Source organism: Mycobacterium sp. IDR2000157661 (assembly GCF_022317005.1).
Lineage (GTDB): Bacteria > Actinomycetota > Actinomycetes > Mycobacteriales > Mycobacteriaceae > Mycobacterium.
Genome location: NZ_CP081006.1, coordinates 3,648,186 through 3,673,060 on the forward strand (window position 1 = coordinate 3,648,186; position 24,875 = coordinate 3,673,060).

Sequence of the window (24,875 nt, forward strand, 5' to 3'; positions counted from 1 at the left end):
GCGTTGCGGCCGTCGTTGCGGTCACCGGGGCGGCTGAGCCGCCGCGGTCGGTTCAGCGGCTGATCGCCCCGGGGTCTCGACTGAAGATGCTGCCGCGGGAGTGGGTGTGTCGACACCAGTTGCGACCAGGTGGTTCCGTCACGCTGGCGGAATGTCACCGATCAGTTTGGATGAGCTCACGGGGCGGTATCTGTCGTTCGCTGAGCGGGAGGAGATCGCGCTGCTACGCGCCCGGGATGTCGGGGGGTGCGTGAGACCGCCCGCCAGATTGGGCATGATCCGGCGACGGTGTCTCGAGAGCTTCGGCGAACGCGGCCACCAGGGGCGGCAAGCCGATCTACCGGGCTGGGGTGGCGCAGTGGAAGGCCCAGCAAGCGGCAAAGCGCCCGAAAACCGCGAAGCTGGCGGCCCACGATGAGCTACGTGAGTATGTGCAGGATCGGCTCAACGGTAGCGTTCGCCGACTTGATGGCACTGCCGTCGAGGGCCCGCAGACCGGTGCGTGGAAGGGGCGCAATAAGCCGCACCGCCAGGACAGATGCTGGTCGACGTCGTGGAGTCCAGAGCAGATCTCCGACCGCCTGCCGATGGACTTCCCCGATGATGAGTCCATGCGCATCAGCCACGAGGCGATCTACCAGTCGTTGTTCATCGAGAGGCGCGGAGCTCTCAAACGCGAGTTGGTCGCTTGCCCGCGTACTGGCCGGGCGCTGCGAGTCCCCGGAGCCGAACACAGAACAAGCCACAGGGACACGTCACCGCCGATGTCGTGATCAGCGAACGGCCCGCTGACGCCGCGGATCGGGCTGTCCCCGGGCACTGGGAGGGCGACTCGATCATCGGGACCGGCCGCTCGGCAATCGGCACGCTGGTGGAACGAAAGAGCCGCTCCACGATGCTGGTACACCTTCCTCGGCGTGACGGTTGGGGGCGGGCACTGCCGGTGAAAAACGGGCCGGCGCTGAGCGGCTACGGTGCCGTCGCGATGGACGCCGCGTTGGCCGCATCACTGGAACAGCTGCCCGAGCAGCTGCGGCAGACCCTTACCTGGGTCCGTGGCAAAGAGCTATCCGGACATGCCCAGTTCACGCTGGACATCGGCACGAAGGTCTTCTTCGCCGACCCGCATTCACCCTGGCAGCGACCCACGAACGAGAACACGAATGGACTCCTCCGCCAGTACTTTCCGAAAGGAACCGACCTGTCCCGATGGTCGGCCGAAGATCTCGAAGCGGTCGCCCTTGCGCTCAACAACAGGCCCCGCAAGATCCCTCGGCTGGAAGACCCCGGCAAGTCTCTGAGGGACAACTACATTCGCTTCAACAGCCCGGTGTTGCATCGACCGATTGAACTCGCTCAGTACCTATCGCTGACCTATACCGACCGGTTGGCCGAGCTCGGCATCGCTCCGTCAGTCGGATCGCGCGGCGATAGTTATGACAACGCCCCTCGCTGAGGCGATCAACGCCGCCTACAAGACCGAGCTGATCAACGGCGGTAAACCATGCGGTGCATCGACGACGTCGAACTCGCCACCGCCGAATGGGTGGCCTGGTACAACCAGGAACACCTGCACGAGACCCTCGGCTACGTTCCACCAGCCGAGTATGAGGCCGCCCTCACCGGCACCTCACAACCAGCGAGCCAGCCAACCCCGGCCCTCGCACCCAAATAGGAACAAAACCTGGGGCCACTTCGCACAGATCTGAACCGCCCCGGCGTGTCCGGAGACTTTGATGTGCCCCGGGTTGCACGGAGTCGTTTTGCTTGACTTCTGGTCACGACATCCCCGAAGGAGCCGTGTCCGTGCCCAAGCGCTATCCCGAAGAGTTCCGCCGCAAAGTGCTCGACTTGGTGGCCGCCGGCCGCCCGGTGGCCCAGATCGCCAACGACCTGCAGATCAGCGATCAAACCGTCTACGACTGGCGCCGCCAGGAGTTGATCGATACCGGGCAGCTGCCTGGCCTCAACCGTGCTGAGCTGTCCGAGCTCGGCGCGGCCAACAAGCGCATCCGAGAACTAGAGACCGAGGTGGCCATCCTGAAACGGGCCCGTGAGCTGCTCCGGGAGCCGCACGACCCAAAAGGCGGTACGCGGCCATAGCCACCATGGCCGCAGAAGGACTGCCCGTACAGAGGGCCTGTCGACTGCTCGAGGTCTCCGAGTCGGGCTACTACGAATGGCGCTCACGAGCGCCCTCAGCACGGGCGGTCCGCCACGCCTGGCTCACCGGCCAGATCCGGGCCGTGCACACGGCTTCACGTGGCACCTACGGGGTTCGCAGGGTCCACGCTGAGCTGACCCTCGGCCTGGGGCTGGCGGTCGGCCACAACCAGGTCGAGCTGCTGATGGCGCGAGCAGAAATCAAGGGGCTGCCGGGCAATCGGCGGCCCCGGCCCCGCCACGAGACCCCCACGGCCACCGATCTGGTCGAGCGAATGTTCACCCGAGAGGCGCCAAATCGGCTGTGGGTCACCGACATCACAGAGCATCGCACCTATGAAGGCAAGGTCTACTGCGCGGTGGTCCTGGACACGTTCTCCCGCCGGGTCGTCGGCTGGTCGATCGACTCCAGCCAGACCGCCGCACTGGTCACCAACGCACTGAGCATGGCCATCGCCAATCGCGACCCGCAGGCCGGCGGGGTGATTCACTCTGATCACGGCGTTCAGTTCACCTCGTGGGCCTTCACCGATCGCGCCAAGCGTTCCGGACTGGTGCCGTCGATGGGGTCAATCGGCGACTGTATGACAACGCGATGATCGAATCATTCTGGGGCAGAATGCAAACCGAGCTACTCAATCGCAAGCGATGGAAGACCCGGATCGAGCTGGCCAACGCAATCTTCGACTACCTTGAGATCTTCCACAACCGCCAACGGCGTCATTCCGCACTCGGGATGCGCACTCCGATAGAGTTCGAACTGCTACATCAATCCGCTCAAACCGTAGCCTGAAACCAAGTATGGCGACACCGCCGAACCCGGGGCACATCACTCCGTTGCTTGGGAAGGATGGAGTCATGGCATCGAATTCGTCGAGGAGGTATCCGCCGGAGCTGCGTGAGCGGGCGGTGCGGATGGTCGCCGAGATCCGAGAGCAGCACGAGACCGAGTGGGCGGCGATGCGCGCGGTGTCGGAATTGCTCGGTGTCGGTACGACGGAGACGGTCCGCAAGTGGGTGCGCCAGGCAGAGATCGACACCGGGTCTCGTCCGGGGATGACGACCGAGGAGTCGGTTGAGCTCAAGCGGTTGAAACGGGAGAACGCGGAACTCAAGCGTGCCAACGCCATCTGAAGACGGCGTCGGCTTTCTTCGCGGCCGAACTGGACCGGCCACACCACTAATCGTTCGCTTCATCAGCGAACATCACGACCGCTGCGATGGTGGTCTGCGGTGGGTGTCCAGTCGATCTGCACCGGGCTGGCTGAGCTCGGCGTTCAGATCGCCCCATCGACCTATTACGAGCACGTCGACCGCCAGCCCAGCCGCCGCCAGGTGCGCGATGAATCCCCCAAGACTGACATCGCGCGGGCGCACGCGGCCAACTACGGCGTCTACGGGGCCCGCAAGGTGTGGCTGGCGCTCAACCGCGAGGGCATCGAGGTGGCCCGCTGCACCGTGGAGCGGCTGATGGGCGAACTGGGCCTGAGCGGAGCGGTCCGGGGCAAGCCACGGCACACCACGATCGCCGACCCGGCCGCGGCCCGGCCGGCTGATCTGGTGGGGCGACAGTTCGGGCCGCCGGCACCCAACCGGCTGTGGGTCGCCGATCTGACCTACGTATCGACGTGGTCGGGATTTGCCTACGTCGCCTTCGTCGTGGATGCCTACGCCCGGCGGATTCTAGGCTGGCGGGTAGCCTCCACGATGGCGACCTCGATGGTGCTCGACTCCATCGAACAGGCCATTTGGATGCGCCAGCATGAAGGAGTGTTCGATCTCAAAGATGTTGTCCATCATACGGATCGAGGATCGCAGTACACGTCGATCCGGTTCACCGAGCGCCTGGCCGAAGCGGGTATCCAGCCCTCGGTGGGCGCCGTGGGCAGCTCCTATGACAACGCGCTGGCCGAGACCAGCAACGGCCTCTACAAGACCGAGCTGATCAAACCAAGAAAGCCGTGGCGGACCATCGAGGAGGTAGAGCTGGCCACCGCCGAGTGGGTCGACTGGTTCAATCGTCGCCGCGTCTACCAGTACTGCGGCGACATCCCGCCTGTGGAGTTGGAGACGGCCTACTACGCTCAACACCGGAGACCAGCCGCCGGCTGACGTCTCAAATCAGAAAGTCTCCGGACTCACCGGGGCGGTTCAGTTCAATCAGCGAGTTGGTTGAGGAATTGGGTGGGCTGTCAGCCGTGCTTGGTGCGGCGACCGGGGCGGAAGAACGCGCAGAGGTGTACGCGAGCCTGGGACTCCGCCTTGATTACGATCCGCATGTGCGACAAGTCAAGGAAACGGCGGACCTGAGTCGTGTCGCCGGATGTGTCCGAGGGGGTGTATGGAATCACGACATAGGTGACAGATGAGTCGGGTCATGGGTTACACCTGGAACGACGCTCGATGAGTCGCGTCATAGGTGACAGTCATGCTTCATGTCCAAGGCCCGTGTTGTGGTGTTAGAAGTCGTCTCAGAGAACCTCACAGTCAGCGCCGCCTCCCGCGCATATGGACTGTCGCGCCAACACGTTCACCGGCTGCTCAAGCGGTACCGCGAAGGGGGTCTGGAGGCCGTCGATCCACGCTCGCGGCGCCCGGCCAGCAACCCGCGGGCTGTATCCGACGAGGTGATCGTGGCCATCGTCACGCTGCGTGAACGCCTCAGCGCCGCGGGCCTGGACGCTGGACCCCTGACCCTGCAGTGGCACCTCGCCCAGTGCGGGCTGCACGTGCCTTCGACCTCGACCATCCGGCGCATCCTGCACCACCACGGCCTGATCACCCCGCAACCACGCAAGCGCCCCAAGAGCTCCTACCGGCGCTTTGCAGCCTCCCAACCCAACGAATGCTGGCAATCGGACTTCACCCACTGGCAGTTGGCCGACGGCACCGACAGCGAGATCTTGTGCTGGCTCGACGACTGCTCCCGCTACCTACTGACCTGCACCGCCTACCGGCGCGTCACCGGCGGCGACGTCGTGGCCAGCTTCACCGACACCGCCACCACCCATGGACTGCCCGCCGCCACCCTCACCGACAACGGATCGGTCTACACCTCACGATTCACCCACGGCCACAACGACTTCGAAAGACTCCTAGCCAGCCTGGGCATCACCCAAAAGAACGGCCACCCCGGCCATCCCCAAACCCAAGGCAAGATCGAGCGCTTCCACCGGACCCTCAAATTCTGGCTCATCCAGCGTTCGCGCCCCACGAGCATCACCGAACTACAAACCCTGCTCGACACCTTCACCGCGATCTACAACACCGAGCGGCCCCACCGTGCTCACCCCTGCAGCGCCACACCGCACACCGTCTACCAGGCCCTGCCCAAAGCCACCCCCGCCGGCGCCACCGAACACTTCCGCATCCGCCACGACACCGTCGATCAATTCGGCAAGCTCTCCCTGCGCTACGGCAGCCGACTTCACCACCTCGGCATCGGCCGAGAACACGCCGGAACCTCCGTACTGATCCTCGTGGCCACCAAAACCGTCACCGTCATCAGCAAAACCGGTCACCGCCTAATCGCCAGCCACACCATCAACCCCGACCGCAACTACTGGCGCAACCAACAGAAAAACCCCGGCCGATGGCCAGGGCAACCTGTAACCGATGACTCGACTCAGGTGTAACCCATGACTCGACTCATCACAGATGTGTCCGAGGGGGGACTTGAACCCCCGCAGACCTCCCAGGTCAGGGGCGCGAATCCCTCTCTAGCAGCCGAAATGCATGACTGTGGTTCACGCGGGTTGTCCTAATTTCAGAGGATTTTGTGTCCAAAGCGTGTCCAGGCCGCCGCCGTCGACCAGGCGCTCGACGTCGCCGCGGACGTGCTCGACATGTGAGCGGGCCAGCGCCGCGAACCGGCCCTGGCCGGCATGGTCCGAGCATGGTGTGGCCTTCTCACGTCGTACCCTCCCTGCCGAATCGTTCCCCGGTCGTTTGGGCGAGTTCCCTCCTTGATTTCAACCCCGGTTCCGGCAACGCTGAGCGCGTCGACACAGTTAGCTTCGACGTGTCTCGCTACTGTTAGGCGGTGACCGAGAAGGGTGATGGTCCGCAGCCGACTGTCAAAAAGGTGCTGCAAGCTCTGGATTTAGGGTCTGCCGTCGCTGAACACGATCAACTGCTCAAAGAGCATTTCGTCGAGACGTCGGTATTTAGACAAGTAGTCGAGGATCGCGTCGACGTTGTCGCTGGCGATAAAGGCACTGGGAAGACTGCAATCTTCCTGGTGTTGAGCGAGCGGTACGCCACCTACGAAGCGCTACACGATGTAGAGGTGGTGCCCGCGTTCAACCCCGCCGGGCAGCCCATCTTCCAGCGCCTACTGGACACCGAAACTATGGACGAGGCCCAGTACGTCGCTGTGTGGAAGGTTTACTTCCTATCGCTGGCCGGAAATTGGGTGCTCAACTTCTTCGACGAGGATCTTTCGAGTGATATGAGGCGGCTGGATGAGCTGCTTCGAAGCGCCGACCTCAGGTCGGCAGACGAAACGCCCGAAACTATCTTCGGCAAGCTAATCGCTCGCGTGAAGAAACAATTCGCGCGGGTAACAGGCTTCGAAGGAACAGCAAGTGCGACAGCCGAAGGCATACCAATCCTGACCGGCAGGTTTTTGTTCGACTCCGACGACAGTGATGCCGAGTCGAAAGGTAAGTCTGGAACGGACACAGTGCGACCGGACGACGCGCTTGCTCTCTTGCAGCGAATCCTCGCCGACAACGGGTTCAAGATCTGGCTTGTCGTGGATCGACTCGACGAAGCCTTCCAGGGCAAACCAACCATTGAGCGGCCCGCGCTTCGTGCACTCTTACGGACATATCTGGACATGCTGGCGTTCCCGAATGTCCGCCTCAAGCTTTTCATCCGACGCGATCTTCTCGCGCGCATCACCGTTGGCGGATCCGGCGGATTCGTCAACCTGACGCACATAAATGCGCGCAAGGTCGAAATCACATGGGACGATGAGGATCTAAAGGATCTGCTTGATCGACGGCTCAGGGCCTCGGGTCAGTTCGTCGACATGCTTGACGCGGAAACTGACTCCAGCGATGCGCTGTTTCAACTCGTGTTTCCGGATCAAGTAGACCCAGGCACGAGAAAGCCTAAGACGTGGGCGTGGATCCTGACCCGAATTCGTGATGCGAACGGGGTCAAGCCCCCTCGTAATCTCATCGACTTGGCCCTGAAAGCTCAAGAGCAGCAATTTAAGCGAGAGGAACGAAGCCCTCGGACGTACACGCCTCGCAAGGAGCCGCTCATCACGAGTGATGCGCTCAAGAAGGGCCTGCAAGCACTGAGCGAGCAGAGGGTACTCGACACCCTTCTTGCAGAAGCAGGCGAGGATGCGGTTCTCATTGAGCCATTCCGGAACGGCAAGTCCGAGCACAACAAAGAGACACTGGCGGAGCTGCTAGGCGAGAACAGCGTCAAAAAGGTTGAGGTGCTCAAAACTCTAGGGTTCCTGGAACCGATCGGCGCCAATTTCAAGATACCGATGCTCTACCGAGGCGGATTGGGCATCACGCAGGGTAAGGCATTTTCAGGCGAACCGGACGACGACGAAGACGATGAGTGAGCCGCGTATTCCGCGCGCTTCGTCACCTGCTAAGAACTAGGCGCGCGGCCTGGAGCGACGAATCCCACGCCGACGGCCGATCGTCGTGATCCGGTGGATCACCAGACGTCGCGCTCGAACGCTTCACGCGCGGACAGCCGCGGCGCGGTCCGCGGGAACATGTCGATGCTGAACGCTGCGCCCCGGTCGTCGTCGTCCGGCCGGCACAGCTGCTTGAACGCGTCGATTTCCGACGAAAAGAACATTCCTTTCCGCGGCTGCCGCGTGTCGATCGACTGGCCGTAGCTCATCGTCGACTGCGTGACTACGGCGCCGGTGCCGGCCTCGTTCCAGCGCAGCACAGCGCCGCGCAGCTTCGACTTGACGAACGCCCGCTTGGCCGGATCCAGGCTCGGGTCCAGGATGCAGGGCGCATGAAACGCGGCCTCCCCGATCGCATCGTCGATCATCTCCTGCGCCTTGGCCGGCGCGATGGTCGCGAAGTTTTTCAGGTCGTCCGGCGTCAACAGCGGCGCAGCCGGTTCTACTGGCTCAGTCATAGTCGCGGCCTCCCGTTCATGGGTGACGACGGCCGGCAGCAACCCCGGCCGTCGTCACCGTTTGAGTGCGCACGGCGCCCGCCCGAGAAAGGGGAACCGCGACACCAGGCGCAGGCAGTTACAGGACTGTCAGCTTCGCGACGCGCGTCGCGTGCATGACCTTCCAGCCCAGACGCCACGTCACGCGCACGCCGATGGAGTCCGAACTGAAATAGGCGTCGTCGGAGCGTGCGACCCGAACGGAACTCTGCGCGCCGATCACTGCGGACTGGTCGATGACCAGCAGCGAGCCGGCCGGCATGGCCGGCGTGACCAGCACCGGCAACCCGAGCAACGCCCGAGTAGCGGCCACTGTGCCGGCGCCAACCAGGGACTCATTGCTGTCGGTTGCCCGCTTCAACTTGCTCAGGGTCGCCCACGCCGTCGGATTGGCGATAATGTGCGTCGCGGTGCCACCGTCGAGTTCGACGAACGAAACCGCGTCGACCAACAGGTCGAGGTCATCACCGATCGGCGTCTCGAAGTCGATAATTCCCGGCGCGTTGAGCAGACCGGTCGGACCGGGATCGGCTTCGAGGTTGCCCAGGTACGCGGCGTTCGCCTTCGTAACGACGCTGCGCGACAGCGAGTCGACGACCATCCGCGCGGCTTCCGGCTGCGCCAGGGTCTCGAAGCTGTACTTACCCAGGGCGGCGACCTTGCCGGTCAGAACCACAACCTCGTCGAACTCTTGGTTCGCGTCCGGGATCTCGGCACCCTCCGGGACAAAACCGACAACGCCATCGTCGGCGACGAACGGCACCCGGATGGCCGGTTCGTCGCCCTCTATAGCACCAACGACGGTCGCCGTTTGGAGGATCAGCGCGTCCGGCACGACGTCGGCCGGCAGGAACGCAGTCTGATCGGGCGCCCACGCCTTCGGGCTGGTGGGGGTCGTCTGGATAGCCATAATGGAACCTCTTCTGAGAGAACGGATTTAACGAACTCACAGGAGGCGCCTGGCCTTGGACCTGCGGCCCACACGGTGGGCGTTTCTGCGGCCGAAGTGGCCTTCCCGAGGCGTTACCCCGGCCGCAGCACCGATTCTAGCCGTCGGACCCGTCACGGCCCTGGACCAGGGCAACCATCGCGTTCAGCCCGGAGGGCTTGGCCGGACGTCCGACGGTTCGGCCCTCACCCCTGACGACGTTCCCCCGCGGCCGCGGCTTCGGGATGCCCAACTGCTCGCGCGCCACCGCGACCGCCGCGGCCACGGCGTCGGCGTTCACGGTGCCGTCCTCGCCTAGCAGGTCCGCCAGCTCGGGACCGGACGCCCACAGCGCCGCCGGCCGCAGACCGGCGTCCGCCGCCAGCCGGGCGACCTCGGCGCGTTGAAGGGCTGCGACGGTCGCCTTGAGTGTGTCGCGTTCGGCTTCGACGTCGCGAAGCCGCCGGCGGTACTTGGCGGCTTCGCGACCCGGCCCGTCGCCGGCGCTGGCGCCGTCGTCGTCGGTGTCGTCCTGGTCCTCGTCGACCTCGGAGGCGCCCTCGGGGCTGGCGTCTGCCGTCTCGGCGCCCTCGGTGTCGACGGACGCGGTTTCGTCCGGTACAGCCGGCTGTGGCTCGACTGCCGCCGCGTCGGCAGAGTCCGTCGTGTCGGTCCCGGTCGTAGTGTCTGTGGTGTTCATCGGTCGTAGCCCTTCGTGTCGTATGGGTCGAACAGTTCGACGCCGGGATACTCGCCGGCTTCGATAGCCGCCGCGATACCAAGCCGGTCCGCGTGTGCCCGGTCAACCACCAGACTGTTGAACACGAACGTCTCGACTGACCGGCCGACCGCCATCGGCCGGCCATCGGCGTCGGTCAAGATGTCGGCGTCGGTCGTCGTGAACCGGCCGGCGCCCCGGTTCTGCGCCCAGCGCCGCGAGTAGTCTTCGACGTCGGCCAGCGTGATCTCATACCGCGGACCCGGCGGTCGCTTGCCTACGCCGCCGAACAACTCCCGAACCGCGGCCCGCAGGTCGTCTCTGTCCATCATTTTCGTGATCCTCTCGTTGTTGTTTTTTTGGAAAAGTTCAGGGGGGGCGGTGCCAATGCCATGAGGGGCGCCTGGGGGTGGGGGCGGGGAGCACCCGCCCTGGGGGTCATGGCTTCACCGCGCCGGACGTGTTCACGACCTGGCCGGCGATGACGCCGCGCGGACGCTGTGCGGCCGGCAGGCCTTGCAGGTACTCGCGGCAGGGATGCAGTGACGGACACGTCTCACATAGCCGCAGCGCCTCACGGCGGGCGTCGGCGAGGTCTTCCGTAGTGGATCGGCCGGCGGCGCGGGCCTCGCCGGTAGTCCGCTCGAACAGATCCGCGCGCCTCGTACAGCGCGCGCCGGGCAGCGCGGGGATGCTTTCGAGCAGTGCGCGCATGGTGTCCCAATCGGGCATGGGGGCTCAGTCCTCGGGGTCGTGCGAATGGATGGGCTCGGAGAAGGAGCGGGTCGGGTGGGCCGGCGCGGCCTGGTGCTCGACGTCGGGCGGGCTCGGCGGGCAGCGACGCACGCACGGCACCCGTCGGCGACGCGGGCCGCGGCGGTCGTCGTCGACGACGCAGGGCTGGCCCGGTTCGGCGCCGCACGTCGGGCACGGTTGGTCGATCGCGCCGCGGTAGGGCGCTGGGATTGCGCCCGCCTGATCTTTGGCTGTGGCCGCGGCCGGCCGGCCCGCTTCGAGGCGTGCATCTGCCCGGTCCTCGCGCGCCTGTCGTTCGGCGGTCGTCTCGCGGTCGATCCGATCGCGCCGGATGGCGATGGCCGCTTGCACGATGTCGCGCGGCAGCGGCCGGAACCGCTCGCCGGTCCTGTCGGTGCCGTTGTCCCGGTACGCCATCGTGACGCCGGCTAGGACGTCGGCTTCGTTCAGCCGGTAGACGGCGATCTGCTCGGCCCATGCGGCGACGGTCGCGCGGTTCGGTTGTGGGAACCAGGGGTCGTTCGCGGCGCACTTCGCGAGCGCTTTGGCCGCGGTCTGCTGGTAGTCGTGCGGGTCGCTCATCGTTCGATCGCTTTCGAGGTTTCGGGTTCGGGCCGGCCTAGTTCCATCCAGCCGGCGACTTTCGCTTCGCCGCGGGTTCGGCCGGCAGCATCGCGTTCCGCACCGCCGGTCGATCGCCGTTTCGATTCGGCCTCTCGGCGGATCCAGTTGCGCCAGGTGGCGTTCCAGTCGGCTTTGCGCGCGTCCTTGCCGGCCTTCGAGTGCCAGTAGTCGGTGAACTTGTCGTGCTCGGCTGGGAGGTCGACGTCCGGGTACTTGGCGCGCATGGCGTCGATTACGACTCGGTCTGGTTCCCACCCGTCAGGGAGACGCGTGCCCTTCGGGTCTCTTTGCCGCGGGCGGTCGTTTCGCTGAATGGGGACGATTTCGGCGCCGGCCGGTTCGTGCTCTCGCGCGCGCGCTTCTCCCTCGTCTCTATCTTTTGTCTCCAAGGTCTCTATAGGTAGTGCAGATGGCGATTTCGCCTCGGCACCGTGGCGATTTCGCCCAGGGGGCGTGGCGATTTCGCCTCGGTCCTTGGCGATTTCGCCTTCTGGCTGCTCAGACTGTGGCGAATCCGCCTTTTGGCAGTTCACGGCGTCGCCGGCGTCGGCCGGCCGATATGCTCGCGTCTGGTCCTCGGGGTTGTCCAAGTTGTTTGCTGAAACCACCGCGTCGCCGAGTTTCAGTAGCGCCCGCTTGACGGTATCGGCCGACGCCCCGATCTCATGGCCGAGGTCGCGCCGCGACACTCGCCACCATCGGAACCCGTCACGCTCGAAGCGGTTGGTGCCTTCGGACTCGCATCGGAAGCGAATATGCGCGAGCACAGCGGCGCCGGCGAAGCCGTAGCGCTGGATCTCGTCGGGCACGACCATGACGAACGGCGGTCTCATGGTGCGCTCGCTCGTTCGGAGTGCCACGCGCACGACCGGCCGGGCGTTCTCACCGACTGACGGCACGGACGGCCGTCAGCCCGCGGCCGGCCACAGCGGTACGGCGCGCACTGCACCGCGGCGCGCCATCGAAAGGGCAGCGGGCCGACCTGTTCGTGGGGCTGGTTCGCGTTACCGTGCTGCGCGTCCCCGCCGTCCAGCAGGTCGGCTTCGTTGACGAGCCACGCGACGTCTTCGCCGTCCGCGGTTACGCACCATGCGACGACGTAGCCAGCCAGGCCGGCGTCGGCCAGGCCCACACTGCGCTCCCAGTCAACGAGCACGTACCCGTCGAGGTTGCCGCCTACCATCACGCACCCTTCGCTTCATCGTTGGTAGAAACTGATTCCTGAGGCCGTGGCGCCTAGGGGTCTATGGCGACCTGCTGGATGACGGCCCGGTATTTGCGCGTGGCGCGGCCCATGTGGTCCCTCACCACGACGGTGATGACGTCGCCTTCCGCGGTGGCATCGGCGCGGGAATCCCAGTCGTCGGCCTTCTTGATCGGGAACACTTCGCTTGCGGCCGCGAGGCGGGCCGCGATCTGCTGCGCTTCGCTCATCGGGCACCGTCGACGCGATTCGACGCCAGGAAGGCGAGCACGTCAGCCCGCAGGTAACGAATCCGGCTTCCGATGCGGGTGTACGGGATTCCCTTGCGCTGGTATCGGTCCTGTGCCAGCGCACCCTCGGTCGTGCCAACGACCGCGGCTACATGCTTGCCGGTCGACACTGGTGGGAGTGCTTCTGCGGGGATCGACCTGTCGAGGTCGGCGATGAGGCGGTCCAGCGCGGTCGGGGTCATCGAAGTTGTCACCATGCGCCCTTTCGGGATTGATCGTCGAGATGATCAGGTTTGATCGTCATGGTTATCAGGTTGAATCACAACCATGTAATTGTCAAGAGCGAGTAGGTGACAGATCAAAATTGATCACTTAGTGTCGTCTGGTATGGCAGAAGGTCAGGACAAGGCGGGTCGCCGGCTAGATGCGACCGGCGAGACGGTGCAGGCGAACATCAGGCGGATTCGAGACGACGTGCTGCGAATCCCGGTCACGGAACTTTCGCGTCGACTGGAGGGCCTTGGGCGGCCGATACCACCGTTAGGTCTGCGGAGGATCGAAGACGGGACACGTCGGGTGGACGTTGACGATTTGGTGAGTATCGCTGTGGCGCTTGGGGTTTCACCTGCCACACTGTTAATGCCTGAGAGCGCTAGCGCTGAGGATGCGGTGACGCTTACCGGGTGCAAGGAGCAGGTGCCCGCCGGGTACGCATGGGAGTGGCTAGGTGGCGACTTGCCGTTGCCGGACTCTGGTGACTCCGCACTCACGTTCTATGCCCGCGCGGTGCCGACCTGGGCCACGAAGACGATGGAGCAGCGACTACTCGGCGAACGTGGGCTGAGGTCAGCCATGCGCGAGATGATCGACCAGATGGATTCCACCCATGGCGACGATTAAGCGTTACCCGACGGCCGCGGGTGAACGGTGGGAAGTCCGCTACCGCCAACCGAACGGAATCACCAGTCGCAAAAGAGGATTCACGACGAAGCGCGACGCGTCGGCGTGGGCATCGAAGGTCGAGACGACGAAGGCCGAAGGCGCCTACGTGTCGCCGGCGCGCGGCCGGGTGACGGTCGGCGACCACTCGGTCGGATGGCTGGCACGGCAGGAGCAGACCCTCTCGCCGTCCTACTACCGAACTATCGCCTACGCCTACGGCAAGCACGTCGAACCGAAGTGGGCCGGCGTCCCGGTGGGCAAGGTCGACACCCTGGACGTGAAGGCGTGGGCCGCGGCCATGACCCGCGACGGGTCGAGCGCGACCGTGGTCAACCGCGCGGTAGGCATCCTGGCGGGCATCCTCGACGACGCCGTTGAGCACCGGGCGCTCGTGTTCAATCCGGCCCGCCGGTTCAAGCGCGGCGAGAAGCCGCAGAAGGCACCGAAGCGCCACGTCTATCTCACCGAGGCGGACGTGTGCCGGCTGGCCGAGGAGTCCGGCCGCTACGCCGACCTGGTGCTGACCCTGGCGTTCACCGGCCTGCGTTGGGGCGAGGCAATCGCGCTGACCGTCGCCGAAGTCGAGTTCCTGAAACGGCGAATTTCAGTGCACCGCAACGCTGTTCAAGTCGGGCAACAGTTCGAGGTCGGGCAGACGAAGGGCAAGGAGAACCGGATGGTGCCGGTAGCGGCGTCGGTGCTGTCCCGGCTAGCGGTCCGGTGCGAGGATCGCGGCGCCGGCGACCTGCTGTTCCCGGCCCGCGGCGGCGGGTACTTGAAGCGTCCCAGCTACGACTCGACGGGATGGTTCAACAGGGCGGTCGAGCGCGCCGAAGTGCAGACGATCACCCCGCATGATCTTCGGCATACGTGCGCGAGTTTGGCTGTCAGTTCGGGCGCGAATGTCCTTGCGGTGTCGCGGATGCTGGGCCACAAAGACCCGAGCGTCACGTTGAGGATTTACGCCGACCTGTTCGACAGCGACCTGGACGCGGTGGCCGTCAATCTGGACGCGAGAATTTCCGACAGTGTCCAAACCGTGTCCAAAGCACCCGCTGACCGTCGCCGGCCGCGTCGCATAACCGCTGTCTAGCTGCGTCGATGCGTCAGCCTGTGTTGTGTCCGAGGGGGGACTTGAACCCCCACGCCCGTTAATAGGGCACTAGCACCTCAAGCTAGCGCGTCTGCCATTCCGCCACTCGGACCAGTTCTGGGCAGCTAAGGCTATCGGATCATCGAGGCCGGACCCAAACCCAGCGACCCCTCCAATGGTACGAATGGTGACTGTGACTGGTCCCGTCAACGCCGAAGCGGAGGTCGTCGACCTCGTCAGCGCGCTCATCCGGTTCGACACATCCAACACCGGTGAGCCCGCCACCACCAAGGGCGAGGCCGAATGCGCCCGCTGGGTGGCCGCCCAGCTGGAGGAAGTCGGGTACCGGACCGAGTACATCGAGGCGGGCGCGCCCGGTCGCGGCAACCTGTTCGCCAGGCTCGAAGGCGCCGATCGCAGCCGGGGCGCGCTGCTGCTGCACGGCCACCTCGACGTCGTGCCCGCCGAGGCCGCCGACTGGAGCGTGCACCCGTTCTCCGGTGCGGTGGAGGACGGCTACGTGTGGGGCCGCGGGGCCGTGGACATGAAGGACATGTGCGGCATGCTGATCGCGATCGCGCGGCACTTCAAGCGGGCAGGCGTCGTTCCGCCGCGCGACCTGGTGTTCGCGTTCATGTCCGACGAGGAAGCCGGCGGAAAGTACGGCTCGCAGTGGCTGGTCGACAACCGGCCCGACCTGTTCGACGGGGTCACCGAAGCGGTCGGCGAGGTGGGCGGCTTCTCGTTGACCGTGCCGCGCAAGGACGGCGGCGAACGCCGGCTCTACCTGGTGGAGACCGCCGAGAAGTCGATGATGTGGATGAAGTTGACCGCCCGCAGTCACGCCGGACACGGGTCGATGATCCACGACCAGAACTCCGTCACCGCCGTCGCCGAGGCCGTCGCCAGGCTCGGCCGTCACGAGTTCCCGCTGGTGCTGACCGACGCGGTCGGCCAGTTCCTGCAGGCGATCACCGAGGAGACCGGCTACTCCTTCGACATCGACTCACCCGATCTGCCCGGCACGATCGCCAAGCTGGGCCCGATCGCCCGCGTCGTCGGCGCCACCCTGCGCGACACGGCCAACCCCACCATGCTCAAGGCCGGCTACAAGGCCAATGTCATCCCGGCGACGGCCGAGGCGGTGGTCGACTGCCGCATCCTGCCCGGGCGTCAGGCCGCGTTCGAACGCGAGGTCGACGAGCTCATCGGCCCCGACGTGACGCGGGATTGGATCACCGAACTGCCTTCGTACGAGACCACCTTCGACGGTGACCTGGTGGACGCGATGAACGGCGCGATCCTGTCCGTCGACCCCGACGCGCGGATCGTGCCGTACATGCTGTCCGGCGGGACCGACGCGAAAGCGTTCATGCGGTTGGGAATTCGCTGCTTCGGCTTCGCACCGCTGCAGTTGCCGCCCGACCTGGACTTCACCGCGTTGTTCCACGGCGTCGACGAACGGGTACCCGTTGACGCGTTGAAGTTCGGCACCCAGGTTCTCGAGCACTTCCTGATGCACTGTTGACGAGACGAACGAAAGGAATTGCCCACGTGTCTTTCCCATACAACCCGTACGACTTCCTTCCCGACCTGCCGTCGTTCACGCTGTCGTCGAACACCATCACCGACGGTCAGTCGCTGGACAAGGATCAGGTCAGCGGCATCATGGGCGCCGGAGGAAGCGACGTCTCGCCACATCTGACCTGGTCGGGCTTCCCCGATGAGACCCGCAGCTTCGCGGTCACCATGTACGACCCCGACGCCCCGACCGCTTCCGGGTTCTGGCACTGGGCGGTGGCCAATCTGCCCGCCGACGTCACCGAACTGGCCGAGGGCGCCGGCGACGGCAGCGCCCTGCCCGGCGATGCGCTGATCCTGCGCAACGACGCCGGTGCCAGGCGTTTCATCGGCGCGGCGCCGCCACCCGGGCATGGTCAGCACCGCTACATCATCGCGGTGCACGCCGTGGACGTCGACAAGCTCGACCTGCCCGAAGACGCCACGCCGGCGTTCCTCGGCTTCAACCTGTTCCAGCACGCGATCGCGCGCGCGCTGATCCACGGCGTCTACGAGCAGAACTAGCTGCAGGGCTAGCGGCGGTCGCGCGTCACGGCCGACCCCACGGCCTCGGCCAGCGACCCGAAACCGCCGTCGTGCAGGCGGCGGGCGATGCCGTCGTGAATGTGCTTGGCCCACAGCCCGCCGCCGTAGACGAAGCCGGTGTAACCCTGCAGCAGCGACGCGCCCGAGGTGATGCGCGCCCATGCGTCGTCGGCGTCCTCGATGCCGCCGACGCTGATCAGCACCAGGCGGTCCCCGACGCGCCGGTACAGCCTGCGCAGCACCTCCAGCGAGCGCCGCGCTACGGGCGGTCCGGAGATTCCGCCAGGACCGAGGTCGGCGACACCTGGAGTGGCCAGCCGGTCGCGCGACACCGTAGTGTTGGTCGCGACGATTCCGGCGAGCCCCAACTCCACTGCGAGATCGGCGATTTCGTCGACATCGCGATCCGACAGGTCCGGGGCTATCTTGACCAGAACGGGTGTCGACGTCTCGGCCCGGACGGCAGCCAGGATCGGGCGCAGCGACTGCACCGCCTGCAGGTCGCGCAGTCCCGGGGTGTTGGGCGAGCTGACGTTGACCACCAGGAACGCCGCCAGAGGTCCGAGCAGGCGGGCGCTGTCGGCGTAGTCCCGAACCGCGTCCTCGGGCGGCGTCGTCTTCGTCTTGCCGATGTTGACCCCGATCGGCACCTCGGGGGCGTTTCGGGTCAGCTTCAGGGCGAGTTCGCCCGCGCCGTGGTTGTTGAAGCCCATCCGGTTGAGCAACGCCCTGTCCTCGGGCAGCCGGAACATCCGCGGCCGGGGATTGCCGGGTTGGGCCTGCGCGGTAACAGTGCCGACCTCGGCGTAACCGAAGCCCAGCGCGCCCCATGTGCGCAGTCCGCTGCCGTTCTTGTCGAAGCCGGCCGCCAGGCCCAGGGGTCCGGCGAACCGCACACCGAACACGGTGCTCGCCAGCACCGGATCGCGAGGGCCCAGCCATCGCGTCAGAGCGCGCCGCGACCACGGCACACAGGTGACCGCACGCAGCAGCGCGAACACCAGGGTGTGAATGCGTTCGGGAGCAACGAGAAACAGCGCCCGCCGCAGCGCGCGGTACATCACGGCGTCACAGCGCAGGATGCTCCGGCGCGGCCGCCCGCTCGGCGGCGGTCTTCTTGCGCCGCAGCAGCACCCGCCGGGAGCCGTCGGTGTAGAGCCGCACGCGGGTCAGTTCCCAGCCGCGGTACTCGGCCTCGATCGACAGCCGGGTCGACGCGCTGATACGGGTCACGTCCGGTGGCAGCCGCAGCGGCACCCACTCGTAGTCGTCAGAAAGGTCCTGATCCCAGCCCGCAGGCAGCCGGCCATGGCTGATCAAGCTCATGCGCCCCCACCCGGGGCATCGCTGATCACCTGCACACCCGCTCCCGATCCGGACACCACATATAGCGTGCCAGACGACTCGTCATAGGCCAGGGAGTTGGGTTGCTGCACGGTTCGATATCGCACCTTCTCGACGGGGATGCCGGTGGCCAGATCGTAGCCAATGACGCTGTTGTCCGCCGTCTGGGACACCCAGACGAGCGTGGCCGACCCCGCCAGCCCGTACGGTGCGCCGGGCACCGGGTAGCTCTGGCGCAGGATCAACGGCTCGGTGGCGAACACCAACAGGCCGTCGCCGCGGGTGTCGGCCACCAGCACCCGACCGGCCGGGTCGGCGACCATGGTCGCCGCGCCCAGACCCGCCCGCAACGCCTGGTCGTCCTCGGTTCCGTCCTCTGAGACCGTCGTCACCGACGTCTGCCCCCGGTCCAGCACCACCGCCGTATTGCCCTGCGTCACAATCTGATCGACTCGGGCGAAGACGTCGAGTTCGGCGGTCACCTCGGTCTCGGAACCCAGCGTGAGCACGGCGCCGTCGGCGGTGCCGAGGACCAGCCTGCCGTCGGCGCGGCGGGCGATCGCGGTGAAGTCGGTTCCCGGTGAGCCATCGACGCCGACCATCGTGACGGTGCCATCGGCGACGTCGACCCGGTAGTAGCCACCGCGCGTCGACAGGTACAGCCGGCCCTCGTCGTCACCTGTCATCGCCGTCGCCGGCGTCGGCAGCGAGACCGTTCTGGCGTCACCGTCCGGCGGAAACACCGTGATCAGCGATTGAACCCCTGGACCGGTCGACAGCGTCACCAGCGAGCCGCTCGCAGGATCGACCCTGGCGGCACTGCCCGGCTGCGGCAGCGGTCGCACCACGCCGGGCGGCCTGCCGGTGGCGGGGGGCGACTCGGCCGCCTGCGCGGGCACGATGGTGGGTGGCGGCGCATCGTCGGGCTTGGATGAACAGCCGGCCAGCGCCAGGATTGCCAGTGCTGCGGCGCACCTCCGAAGAGGCTGATTCTGCGTGTTTAGGCGGCGCGGCAACGGGTAGCTTCCGATCATGATTCGCGGATGTGGGCTGAATCGCCAGTCTAGGCAGACCGTTCGTCGTGTATTACCGGCCGCTCGTCGTGGCCGCGTCTTCGACGGTTACCGCGGCGGTATGGTCCGATCATGACCCTCGCCGCAGGCCGCGAACTGGGCCACGAATTCGCCATCGAGGACATCACGACCGGCCTGCACGCGAGTGGATTCGGCCAGGTCGGTGACGGACGCAGCTTCTCCTTTCATGTCGAGCGCCAGCACCTTGTCGTCGAGATCTACCGGCCACGGCTCACCCGGCCGGTACCGCTGGAGGAAGACGTGGTGGCCAGCGCCACCCGCACGCTGACCGACCTCGACCTCACCGACGCACGCAGCGTGACCGCGGCCGTCCGCGACGCGGTCGCGGCCGCACAGCCCGTGGCGCGCCCCAACCGCTGACAAACTGCACGGTACGGTCGTCGTCGTGACGGACGTGCCGGCGATGTCGTGGGTCCAGGTTCTCGTTCTCGCGGTTCTGCAAGGTCTGACCGAATTCCTGCCCGTCTCGTCGTCCGGGCACCTGGCGATCGCCTCGCGCGTCTTCTTCGCCGACGACGCCGGGGCGTCGTTCACCGCCGTCACACAGTTGGGCACCGAACTGGCCGTGCTGCTCTACTTCGCCAGAGACATCGGCCGGATCGTCAAGGCGTGGTTCAACGGGCTGCTCGTCAAGGCACATCGCAACGCCGACTACCGGCTCGGCTGGTACGTCATCATCGGCACCATCCCGATCGCGGTGTTCGGGCTCATCTTCAAGGATCAGATTCGCACGGGCGCAAGGAATCTGTGGCTGATCGCCATTGCGCTGATTCTGTTCTCCGTCGTGATCGCCGCCGCGGAGTACCTCGGCAGGCAGAGCCGCCGCGTCGAGCAGCTCACCTGGAAAGACGGCCTCATCGTCGGACTGGCCCAATGCCTTGCACTGGTGCCCGGCGTCTCGCGGTCGGGCGCGACCATCAGTGTCGGGCTGTTTCTGGGCATGCAACGTGAACTCGCGGCGCGGTTCGGCTTCCTGCTCGCCATTCCGGCGGTCTTCGCATCGGGGTTGTTCTCCCTGCCCGACGCGTTCAACCCCGTCGGCGAGGGCATGAGCGCAACTGGTCCGCAGCTGCTGGTGGCGACTGCCATCGCGTTCGTCGTCGGGTTCGCAGCAGTGGCGTGGTTCCTGCGCTTCCTGGTCCGCCACAGCATGTACTGGTTCGTCGGGTACCGCGTAGCGTTGGGCATCGTCGTGCTGATCATGTTGGGTACCGGTGTGGTGTCGGCGAGATGACCGTGATCCTGTTGCGGCACGGCCGCTCGACGTCGAACACCGCACACACGCTGGCCGGCCGGTCGGCGGGGGTCGACCTCGACGACAAAGGGCGAGAACAGGCCCAGGCGGTGGTGGTGCGGATCGGGTCGCTGCCCATCCGGGCGATCGTGCGCTCACCGCTGCTGCGCTGCGAGCGGACCGTCGAACCGCTGGCGGCGGCCCTGGGCCTCACGCCCGTGGTCGACGAGCGGATCTCCGAAGTCGACTACGGCGCCTGGACCGGGCGCAAGCTCGGCGATCTGGTCAAAGAGCCGCTCTGGGGGGTCGTGCAGCAGCAGCCGAGCGCCGCGGTGTTCCCCGACGGCGAGGGGCTGGCCCAGATGCAGGCACGCGCTGTCGAGGCCGTTCGTGAGCACGACCGCCGGCTCGCCGAAGAGCACAAGGCCGACGTGCTGTGGGTCGCGTGCACCCACGGCGATGTGATCAAGGCCGTGGTGGCCGACGCGCTCGGCACGCACCTCGACAGTTTCCAGCGGCTCACCGCCGACCCCGCGTCGATGAGCGTGATCCGCTACACGGCGATGCGGCCGTTCGTCATCCACGTCAACCACACCGGTGACCAGCTCACCACGGGGCTGACCCCGAAACCACCCCAGGCCGACGGGCAGAGCGGCGCCGACGGCGACGTGCCGCCGGAGGACGCCGTCGTCGGCGGCGGCGCAGGCTAGTGACGATTACGGCGCAAGCGGCTCAGCCGGTATTTTGGTAGATGCCATGGCCCGCGCAATCCACGTCTTCCGCACCCCCGACCGCTTCGTGGCCGGAACCGTCGGCCAGCCGGGCAACCGGACGTTCTACCTACAGGCCGTGCACGACAAGCGCGTCGTCTCGGTGGTGCTGGAGAAGCAGCAGGTGGCCGTTCTCGCCGAGCGTATCGCGGCGTTGCTGCTCGAGATCAACCGCCGGTTCGGTACGCCGATCCCACCCGAGACCGGGGAGATCGAGGACTTGAGCCCGCTGGTCACCCCGGTGGATGCCGAGTTCCGCGTCGGCACGATGGGCCTGGGGTGGGACTCCGAGGCGCAGACCGTCGTCGTGGAGCTGCTCGCCGTGTCGGACACCGAGTTCGACGCGTCGGTGGTCCTCGACGATGCCGAGGACGGACCCGACGCGGTGCGGGTGTTCCTCACTCCGGAGTCGGCGCGCCAGTTCGCGGCCCGGTCCAACCGCGTCATCTCGGCGGGGCGACCGCCCTGCCCGCTGTGCGATGAGCCGCTGGACCCGGAGGGTCACATCTGCGTGCGCACCAACGGCTACCGGCGCGGCGCGTTCGCCGAGTCCGACGATGACGTCGACTGAGCCCGGCGCGCCGGACCCCGCTGACCTCGACGAGGTGTGCCTGCGCGGCGAGCTGACGGTCATCGGGCGGATCCGCTCGGCGAGTAATGCCACTTTCTTGTGTGAGGCGAATCTTGGCCCCCGCCAAGCGCATTGCGTATACAAGCCGGTGGCAGGAGAGGCCCCGCTCTGGGATTTCCCGGACGGCACGCTGGCGGGCCGTGAGGTCGGTGCGTATCTGATCTCGGCCGCGCTCGGCTGGAACATCGTGCCCTACACCGTTATTCGTGACGGGCCGGCCGGTCCGGGCATGGTGCAACGGTGGGTGGACCAGCCCGGAGACGCCGCCGATGACAGCGAACCGCCGTCGGGTCCCGACCTGGTCGACATCCTGCCCGCCGGGCGCATTCCGCCGGGCTACCTGCCGATCCTGCAGGCGTACGACTACGCCGGCGACGAGGTCACGCTGGTGCACGCCGACGACGACCGGTTGCGCCGGATGGCGGTGTTCGACGTGCTGGTCAACAACGCCGACCGCAAGGGTGGGCACATCTTGTGCGGCGTCGACGGGCACGTCTACGGCGTCGACCACGGCGTGACCCTGCACGTCGAGGACAAGCTGCGCACGGTGCTGTGGGGATGGGCGGGCAAGCCCGTCGACGACCAGACTCTCGAGGCGGTGGCCGCGCTGGGCGACGCGTTGCGCAACGGTATGGCCGACGACCTGTGCGGTCACATCACCGACCGCGAGGTCGCCGCCTTGTCCACCAGAATAGTTGCGCTGCTTGAGGATCCGGTGATGCCGACGCCGGACCGCAGGCGGCCCATCCCGTGGCCGGCGTTCTGAGCGATACTGTCGCGATGAGCCTGACCGATGCGGCGCTGGCCGCCGAGGTGGCCGCCGAAGCCGGCGAACTGCTGCTGAAGGTGCGCGAGGAGGTCGGCTTCTACGATCCCTACGACCTCGGGGATGCGGGAGACTTCCGGGCCAACAGGCTGATCCTGGAGCGGCTGCGCGAGCACCGACCCGATGACGCCGTGCTGTCCGAGGAGGCCGCCGACGACGTGTCCCGGGTGAACGCCGACCGGGTGTGGATCGTCGACCCGGTCGACGGGACATGGGAGTACTCGCTACCGGGGCGGCCGGACTGGGCGGTGCACATCGCATTGTGGCAACGCGACGGCAGCCCCAATGGGCGCATCACGGATGCGGCTGTGGCGCTGCCGGCCCACGGTGAGGTCTACCGCACCGACACGGTGACCGCGCCGCCGCCGCGCGTCGAGGGGCCGATCCTCATCACCGCCAGCGCGAACCGGCCGCCGCCTGTGCTGTGGTGGCTGCGCGAGCGGATGGACATCCGGCTGGTGCGCATCGGCTCCGCGGGCGCCAAGGCGATGGCGGTGGTGCGCGGCGACGTGGACGCCTACCTGCACGCGGGCGGGCAGTGGGAGTGGGACTCGGCCGCGCCCGCCGGCGTCGTTCAGGCCGCGGGACTGCACGCCTCCCGCCTCGACGGCTCCGAGTTGGTCTACAACCGGCGCGACCCCTACCTGCCCGACCTGCTGATGTGCCGCCCGGAGCTCAAGGAAGCGCTGCTGGAGGCAATCCTGTCGGCCTACCGGAGCCGCAGAGGGCACTGACGGGGAATGAAACAGGCGCGCGCGTTGTCCGACACGCTGATGCCTAGAGTCGGGGCTATGAATTCGTGGCCGGCGCCGTCGGTCCCGGCGCTGCCGGGGCGCGGTCCTGCGCTGCGTTTGTACGACAGCGCCGACCGGCAGGTCCGCCCGGTCAGCGCCGGCGACACGGCCACCATGTACGTCTGCGGGATCACCCCCTACGACGCCACCCACCTGGGGCACGCGGCCACCTACCTGGCCTTCGACCTGGTGCACCGGGTGTGGCTGGACACCGGCCACCGTGTGCACTACGTGCAGAACATCACCGACGTCGACGATCCGCTGTTCGAGCGGGCTCAGCGCGACGGGGTCGACTGGCGTGCGCTGGCCGACCGCGAAATCGGCCTGTTCTGTGAGGACATGGCCGCGCTGCGGGTGCTGCCGCCGCACGACTACGTGGCCGCCACCGACGCGATCGCCGAGGTGATCGAGCTCACCGAGAAGATGCTGGCCTCCGGTGCCGCCTACTTCGTGGACGATCCGCAGTATCCCGACGTCTACTTCCGTGCCGACGCCACCGCGCAGTTCGGCTACGAGTCCGGCTACGACCGCGCCACCATGCTGCGGCTGTTCGCCGAGCGCGGCGGTGACCCGACCCGGGCCGGTAAGGGTGACGAACTCGACGCGCTGCTGTGGCGGGCGCAGCGGCCGGACGAACCGAGCTGGCCGTCGCCGTTCGGGCCGGGGCGGCCGGGCTGGCACGTGGAGTGCGCGGCGATCGCGCTGAGCCGCATCGGCACCGGCCTCGACATCCAGGGCGGTGGCAGCGACCTGATCTTCCCGCATCACGAGTTCTCGGCTGCGCACGCCGAATCCGTCACCGGCGAACGGCGATTCGCTCGCCACTACGTGCATGCGGGCATGATCGGCTGGGATGGCCACAAGATGAGCAAGAGCCGGGGCAACCTGGTGCTGGTCTCACGGCTGCGGAGCGACGGCGTGGATCCCGCGGCGATCCGGCTCGGCCTGCTCGCAGGTCACTACCGCTCCGACCGGTACTGGAGCGACGCGGTGCTCGCCGAGGCCCACGACCGGCTGGGGCGCTGGCGGGCTGCCGTGGCTCTCGAGGGCGCCCCCGACGCCACCGACGTGGTGGGCCGCATCCGCCGCTACCTCGCCGACGATCTGGACACCCCGAAAGCGCTTGCCGCGCTTGATGGCTGGACCACCGACGCGCTGACCTACGGTGGCCACGACACCGCCGCAGGCCGCACGGTGGCGACCGCCGTCGACGCGCTGCTCGGCATCGCTCTGTAGCGCCCAGCCGTCGC

Annotated in this window: 26 protein-coding genes, 1 tRNA gene and 5 pseudogenes; 18 read left to right on the forward strand and 14 right to left on the reverse strand. The window is 66.7% G+C overall.

The features are described from left to right. Positions 1 to 15 precede the first annotated feature (15 nt). From K3G64_RS18825 to K3G64_RS18850, 7 genes and pseudogenes are all read left to right on the forward strand, one after another. Positions 16 to 1,350 (forward strand): annotated as a pseudogene (locus tag K3G64_RS18825) (IS30 family transposase). A gap of 4 nt (positions 1,351 to 1,354) precedes the next feature. Continuing rightward, a pseudogene (locus K3G64_RS18830) lies at positions 1,355 to 1,675 on the forward strand (integrase core domain-containing protein); the annotation flags it as partial. 131 nt (positions 1,676 to 1,806) lie between these two features. Further along, positions 1,807 to 2,956: pseudogene (locus K3G64_RS18835) on the forward strand (IS3 family transposase). Positions 2,957 to 3,021: 65 nt separating this feature from the next. Continuing rightward, positions 3,022 to 4,275, forward strand: a pseudogene (locus K3G64_RS18840) (IS3 family transposase). A gap of 47 nt (positions 4,276 to 4,322) precedes the next feature. Next, positions 4,323 to 4,532 (forward strand): annotated as a pseudogene (locus K3G64_RS25705) (hypothetical protein); the annotation flags it as partial. 66 nt (positions 4,533 to 4,598) lie between these two features. Further along, positions 4,599 to 5,798: an IS481 family transposase gene (locus K3G64_RS18845; protein ID WP_238886451.1), complete on the forward strand. Its 1,200-nt coding sequence runs from the start codon at positions 4,599 to 4,601 to the stop codon at positions 5,796 to 5,798. A 407-nt stretch (positions 5,799 to 6,205) separates the two neighbouring features. Then, positions 6,206 to 7,753: a P-loop ATPase, Sll1717 family gene (locus tag K3G64_RS18850; RefSeq protein WP_238886452.1), complete on the forward strand. Its 1,548-nt coding sequence runs from the start codon at positions 6,206 to 6,208 to the stop codon at positions 7,751 to 7,753. Between the two features lie 98 nt (positions 7,754 to 7,851). On the opposite strand, the gene K3G64_RS18855 is transcribed toward K3G64_RS18850, so the two are convergent. From K3G64_RS18855 to K3G64_RS18900, 10 genes are all read right to left on the reverse strand, one after another. Next, the gene (locus K3G64_RS18855) at positions 7,852 to 8,334 is read right to left on the reverse strand and encodes a hypothetical protein (RefSeq protein ID WP_238886453.1); all 483 of its coding nucleotides are present in this window, start codon (positions 8,332 to 8,334) and stop codon (positions 7,852 to 7,854) included. Positions 8,335 to 8,410: 76 nt separating this feature from the next. Further along, entirely contained in the window at positions 8,411 to 9,166 is a 756-nt protein-coding gene (locus K3G64_RS18860) for a phage major capsid protein (protein ID WP_238886454.1), read from the reverse strand. 211 nt (positions 9,167 to 9,377) lie between these two features. Then, positions 9,378 to 9,959: a hypothetical protein gene (locus tag K3G64_RS18865; RefSeq protein ID WP_238886456.1), complete on the reverse strand. Its 582-nt coding sequence runs from the start codon at positions 9,957 to 9,959 to the stop codon at positions 9,378 to 9,380. Continuing rightward, positions 9,956 to 10,309 carry a hypothetical protein gene (locus tag K3G64_RS18870; RefSeq protein WP_238886457.1) on the reverse strand — a complete coding sequence of 118 codons (354 nt, stop codon included), beginning with the start codon at positions 10,307 to 10,309 and terminating at the stop codon, positions 9,956 to 9,958. The genes K3G64_RS18865 and K3G64_RS18870 overlap by 4 nt, the downstream gene beginning before the upstream one ends. A 106-nt stretch (positions 10,310 to 10,415) precedes the next feature. Continuing rightward, positions 10,416 to 10,709, reverse strand: a complete 294-nt coding sequence (locus tag K3G64_RS18875; RefSeq protein ID WP_238886458.1) for a hypothetical protein — start codon at positions 10,707 to 10,709, stop codon at positions 10,416 to 10,418. A gap of 6 nt (positions 10,710 to 10,715) precedes the next feature. Next, the gene (locus tag K3G64_RS18880; protein ID WP_238886459.1) at positions 10,716 to 11,315 is read right to left on the reverse strand and encodes a hypothetical protein; all 600 of its coding nucleotides are present in this window, start codon (positions 11,313 to 11,315) and stop codon (positions 10,716 to 10,718) included. After that, on the reverse strand, positions 11,312 to 12,190 hold the full coding sequence (locus tag K3G64_RS18885; RefSeq protein ID WP_238886460.1) for a hypothetical protein: 879 nt from the start codon (positions 12,188 to 12,190) through the stop codon (positions 11,312 to 11,314). Before K3G64_RS18885 ends, K3G64_RS18880 begins: the two co-directional genes overlap by 4 nt. Then, a complete protein-coding gene (locus K3G64_RS18890) occupies positions 12,187 to 12,540 on the reverse strand; it encodes a hypothetical protein (RefSeq protein ID WP_238886461.1) in 354 nt (117 codons plus the stop codon). Before K3G64_RS18890 ends, K3G64_RS18885 begins: the two co-directional genes overlap by 4 nt. A gap of 53 nt (positions 12,541 to 12,593) precedes the next feature. After that, a complete protein-coding gene (locus tag K3G64_RS18895) occupies positions 12,594 to 12,791 on the reverse strand; it encodes a hypothetical protein (RefSeq protein WP_238886463.1) in 198 nt (65 codons plus the stop codon). After that, positions 12,788 to 13,033, reverse strand: a complete 246-nt coding sequence (locus K3G64_RS18900) for a DNA-binding protein (protein WP_238886465.1) — start codon at positions 13,031 to 13,033, stop codon at positions 12,788 to 12,790. The genes K3G64_RS18895 and K3G64_RS18900 overlap by 4 nt, the downstream gene beginning before the upstream one ends. 427 nt (positions 13,034 to 13,460) lie before the next feature. Between K3G64_RS18900 and K3G64_RS18905 the strand changes: the two genes are divergently transcribed. Both K3G64_RS18905 and K3G64_RS18910 read left to right on the forward strand, forming a co-directional pair. After that, on the forward strand, positions 13,461 to 13,691 hold the full coding sequence (locus K3G64_RS18905) for a hypothetical protein (RefSeq protein WP_238886466.1): 231 nt from the start codon (positions 13,461 to 13,463) through the stop codon (positions 13,689 to 13,691). Then, the gene (locus tag K3G64_RS18910) at positions 13,678 to 14,826 is read left to right on the forward strand and encodes a site-specific integrase (protein ID WP_238886467.1); all 1,149 of its coding nucleotides are present in this window, start codon (positions 13,678 to 13,680) and stop codon (positions 14,824 to 14,826) included. The genes K3G64_RS18905 and K3G64_RS18910 overlap by 14 nt, the downstream gene beginning before the upstream one ends. Positions 14,827 to 14,852: 26 nt before the next feature. Here K3G64_RS18910 and K3G64_RS18915 read toward each other — a convergent pair. Next, a tRNA-Leu gene (locus tag K3G64_RS18915) sits at positions 14,853 to 14,938 on the reverse strand. A 72-nt stretch (positions 14,939 to 15,010) separates the two neighbouring features. Between K3G64_RS18915 and K3G64_RS18920 the strand changes: the two genes are divergently transcribed. After that, positions 15,011 to 16,354 (forward strand): M20/M25/M40 family metallo-hydrolase, encoded by a 1,344-nt coding sequence (locus K3G64_RS18920; protein ID WP_238886468.1) that lies wholly within the window; start codon positions 15,011 to 15,013, stop codon positions 16,352 to 16,354. A 26-nt stretch (positions 16,355 to 16,380) separates the two neighbouring features. Then, positions 16,381 to 16,911 carry a YbhB/YbcL family Raf kinase inhibitor-like protein gene (locus tag K3G64_RS18925; protein ID WP_238886469.1) on the forward strand — a complete coding sequence of 177 codons (531 nt, stop codon included), beginning with the start codon at positions 16,381 to 16,383 and terminating at the stop codon, positions 16,909 to 16,911. Between the two features lie 8 nt (positions 16,912 to 16,919). On the opposite strand, the gene K3G64_RS18930 is transcribed toward K3G64_RS18925, so the two are convergent. Genes K3G64_RS18930 through K3G64_RS18940 form a run of 3 tightly spaced genes read right to left on the reverse strand, consistent with a single transcriptional unit; the run spans position 16,920 to position 19,310 of the window. Further along, entirely contained in the window at positions 16,920 to 17,993 is a 1,074-nt protein-coding gene (locus K3G64_RS18930; RefSeq protein ID WP_238950814.1) for a quinone-dependent dihydroorotate dehydrogenase, read from the reverse strand. A 7-nt stretch (positions 17,994 to 18,000) separates the two neighbouring features. Then, a complete protein-coding gene (locus K3G64_RS18935; protein ID WP_238886470.1) occupies positions 18,001 to 18,258 on the reverse strand; it encodes a DUF5703 family protein in 258 nt (85 codons plus the stop codon). Continuing rightward, the gene (locus K3G64_RS18940; RefSeq protein ID WP_238886472.1) at positions 18,255 to 19,310 is read right to left on the reverse strand and encodes a hypothetical protein; all 1,056 of its coding nucleotides are present in this window, start codon (positions 19,308 to 19,310) and stop codon (positions 18,255 to 18,257) included. Before K3G64_RS18940 ends, K3G64_RS18935 begins: the two co-directional genes overlap by 4 nt. Before the next feature lie 111 nt (positions 19,311 to 19,421). Here K3G64_RS18940 and K3G64_RS18945 point away from each other — a divergent pair, with 111 nt between their 5' ends. The 7 genes from K3G64_RS18945 to mshC are packed head-to-tail and all read left to right on the forward strand — an operon-like array spanning position 19,422 to position 24,861. Beyond that, positions 19,422 to 19,730, forward strand: a complete 309-nt coding sequence (locus K3G64_RS18945; protein ID WP_238886473.1) for a hypothetical protein — start codon at positions 19,422 to 19,424, stop codon at positions 19,728 to 19,730. A gap of 43 nt (positions 19,731 to 19,773) precedes the next feature. Next, entirely contained in the window at positions 19,774 to 20,604 is an 831-nt protein-coding gene (locus K3G64_RS18950) for an undecaprenyl-diphosphate phosphatase (protein WP_238950816.1), read from the forward strand. After that, positions 20,601 to 21,314, forward strand: a complete 714-nt coding sequence (locus K3G64_RS18955; protein WP_238886475.1) for a histidine phosphatase family protein — start codon at positions 20,601 to 20,603, stop codon at positions 21,312 to 21,314. The genes K3G64_RS18950 and K3G64_RS18955 overlap by 4 nt, the downstream gene beginning before the upstream one ends. Positions 21,315 to 21,360: 46 nt before the next feature. Next, complete coding sequence (locus K3G64_RS18960; RefSeq protein WP_238886476.1) at positions 21,361 to 21,945, forward strand: DUF3090 domain-containing protein; 585 nt, start codon at positions 21,361 to 21,363, stop codon at positions 21,943 to 21,945. Further along, complete coding sequence (locus K3G64_RS18965; protein ID WP_238886477.1) at positions 21,932 to 22,771, forward strand: SCO1664 family protein; 840 nt, start codon at positions 21,932 to 21,934, stop codon at positions 22,769 to 22,771. The genes K3G64_RS18960 and K3G64_RS18965 overlap by 14 nt, the downstream gene beginning before the upstream one ends. A 14-nt stretch (positions 22,772 to 22,785) precedes the next feature. After that, entirely contained in the window at positions 22,786 to 23,565 is a 780-nt protein-coding gene (locus tag K3G64_RS18970) for a 3'(2'),5'-bisphosphate nucleotidase CysQ (RefSeq protein ID WP_238886478.1), read from the forward strand. Between the two features lie 57 nt (positions 23,566 to 23,622). Beyond that, positions 23,623 to 24,861 (forward strand): cysteine--1-D-myo-inosityl 2-amino-2-deoxy-alpha-D-glucopyranoside ligase, encoded by a 1,239-nt coding sequence (mshC, locus tag K3G64_RS18975; RefSeq protein WP_238886479.1) that lies wholly within the window; start codon positions 23,623 to 23,625, stop codon positions 24,859 to 24,861. The last annotated feature ends 14 nt before the right edge of the window (positions 24,862 to 24,875 follow it).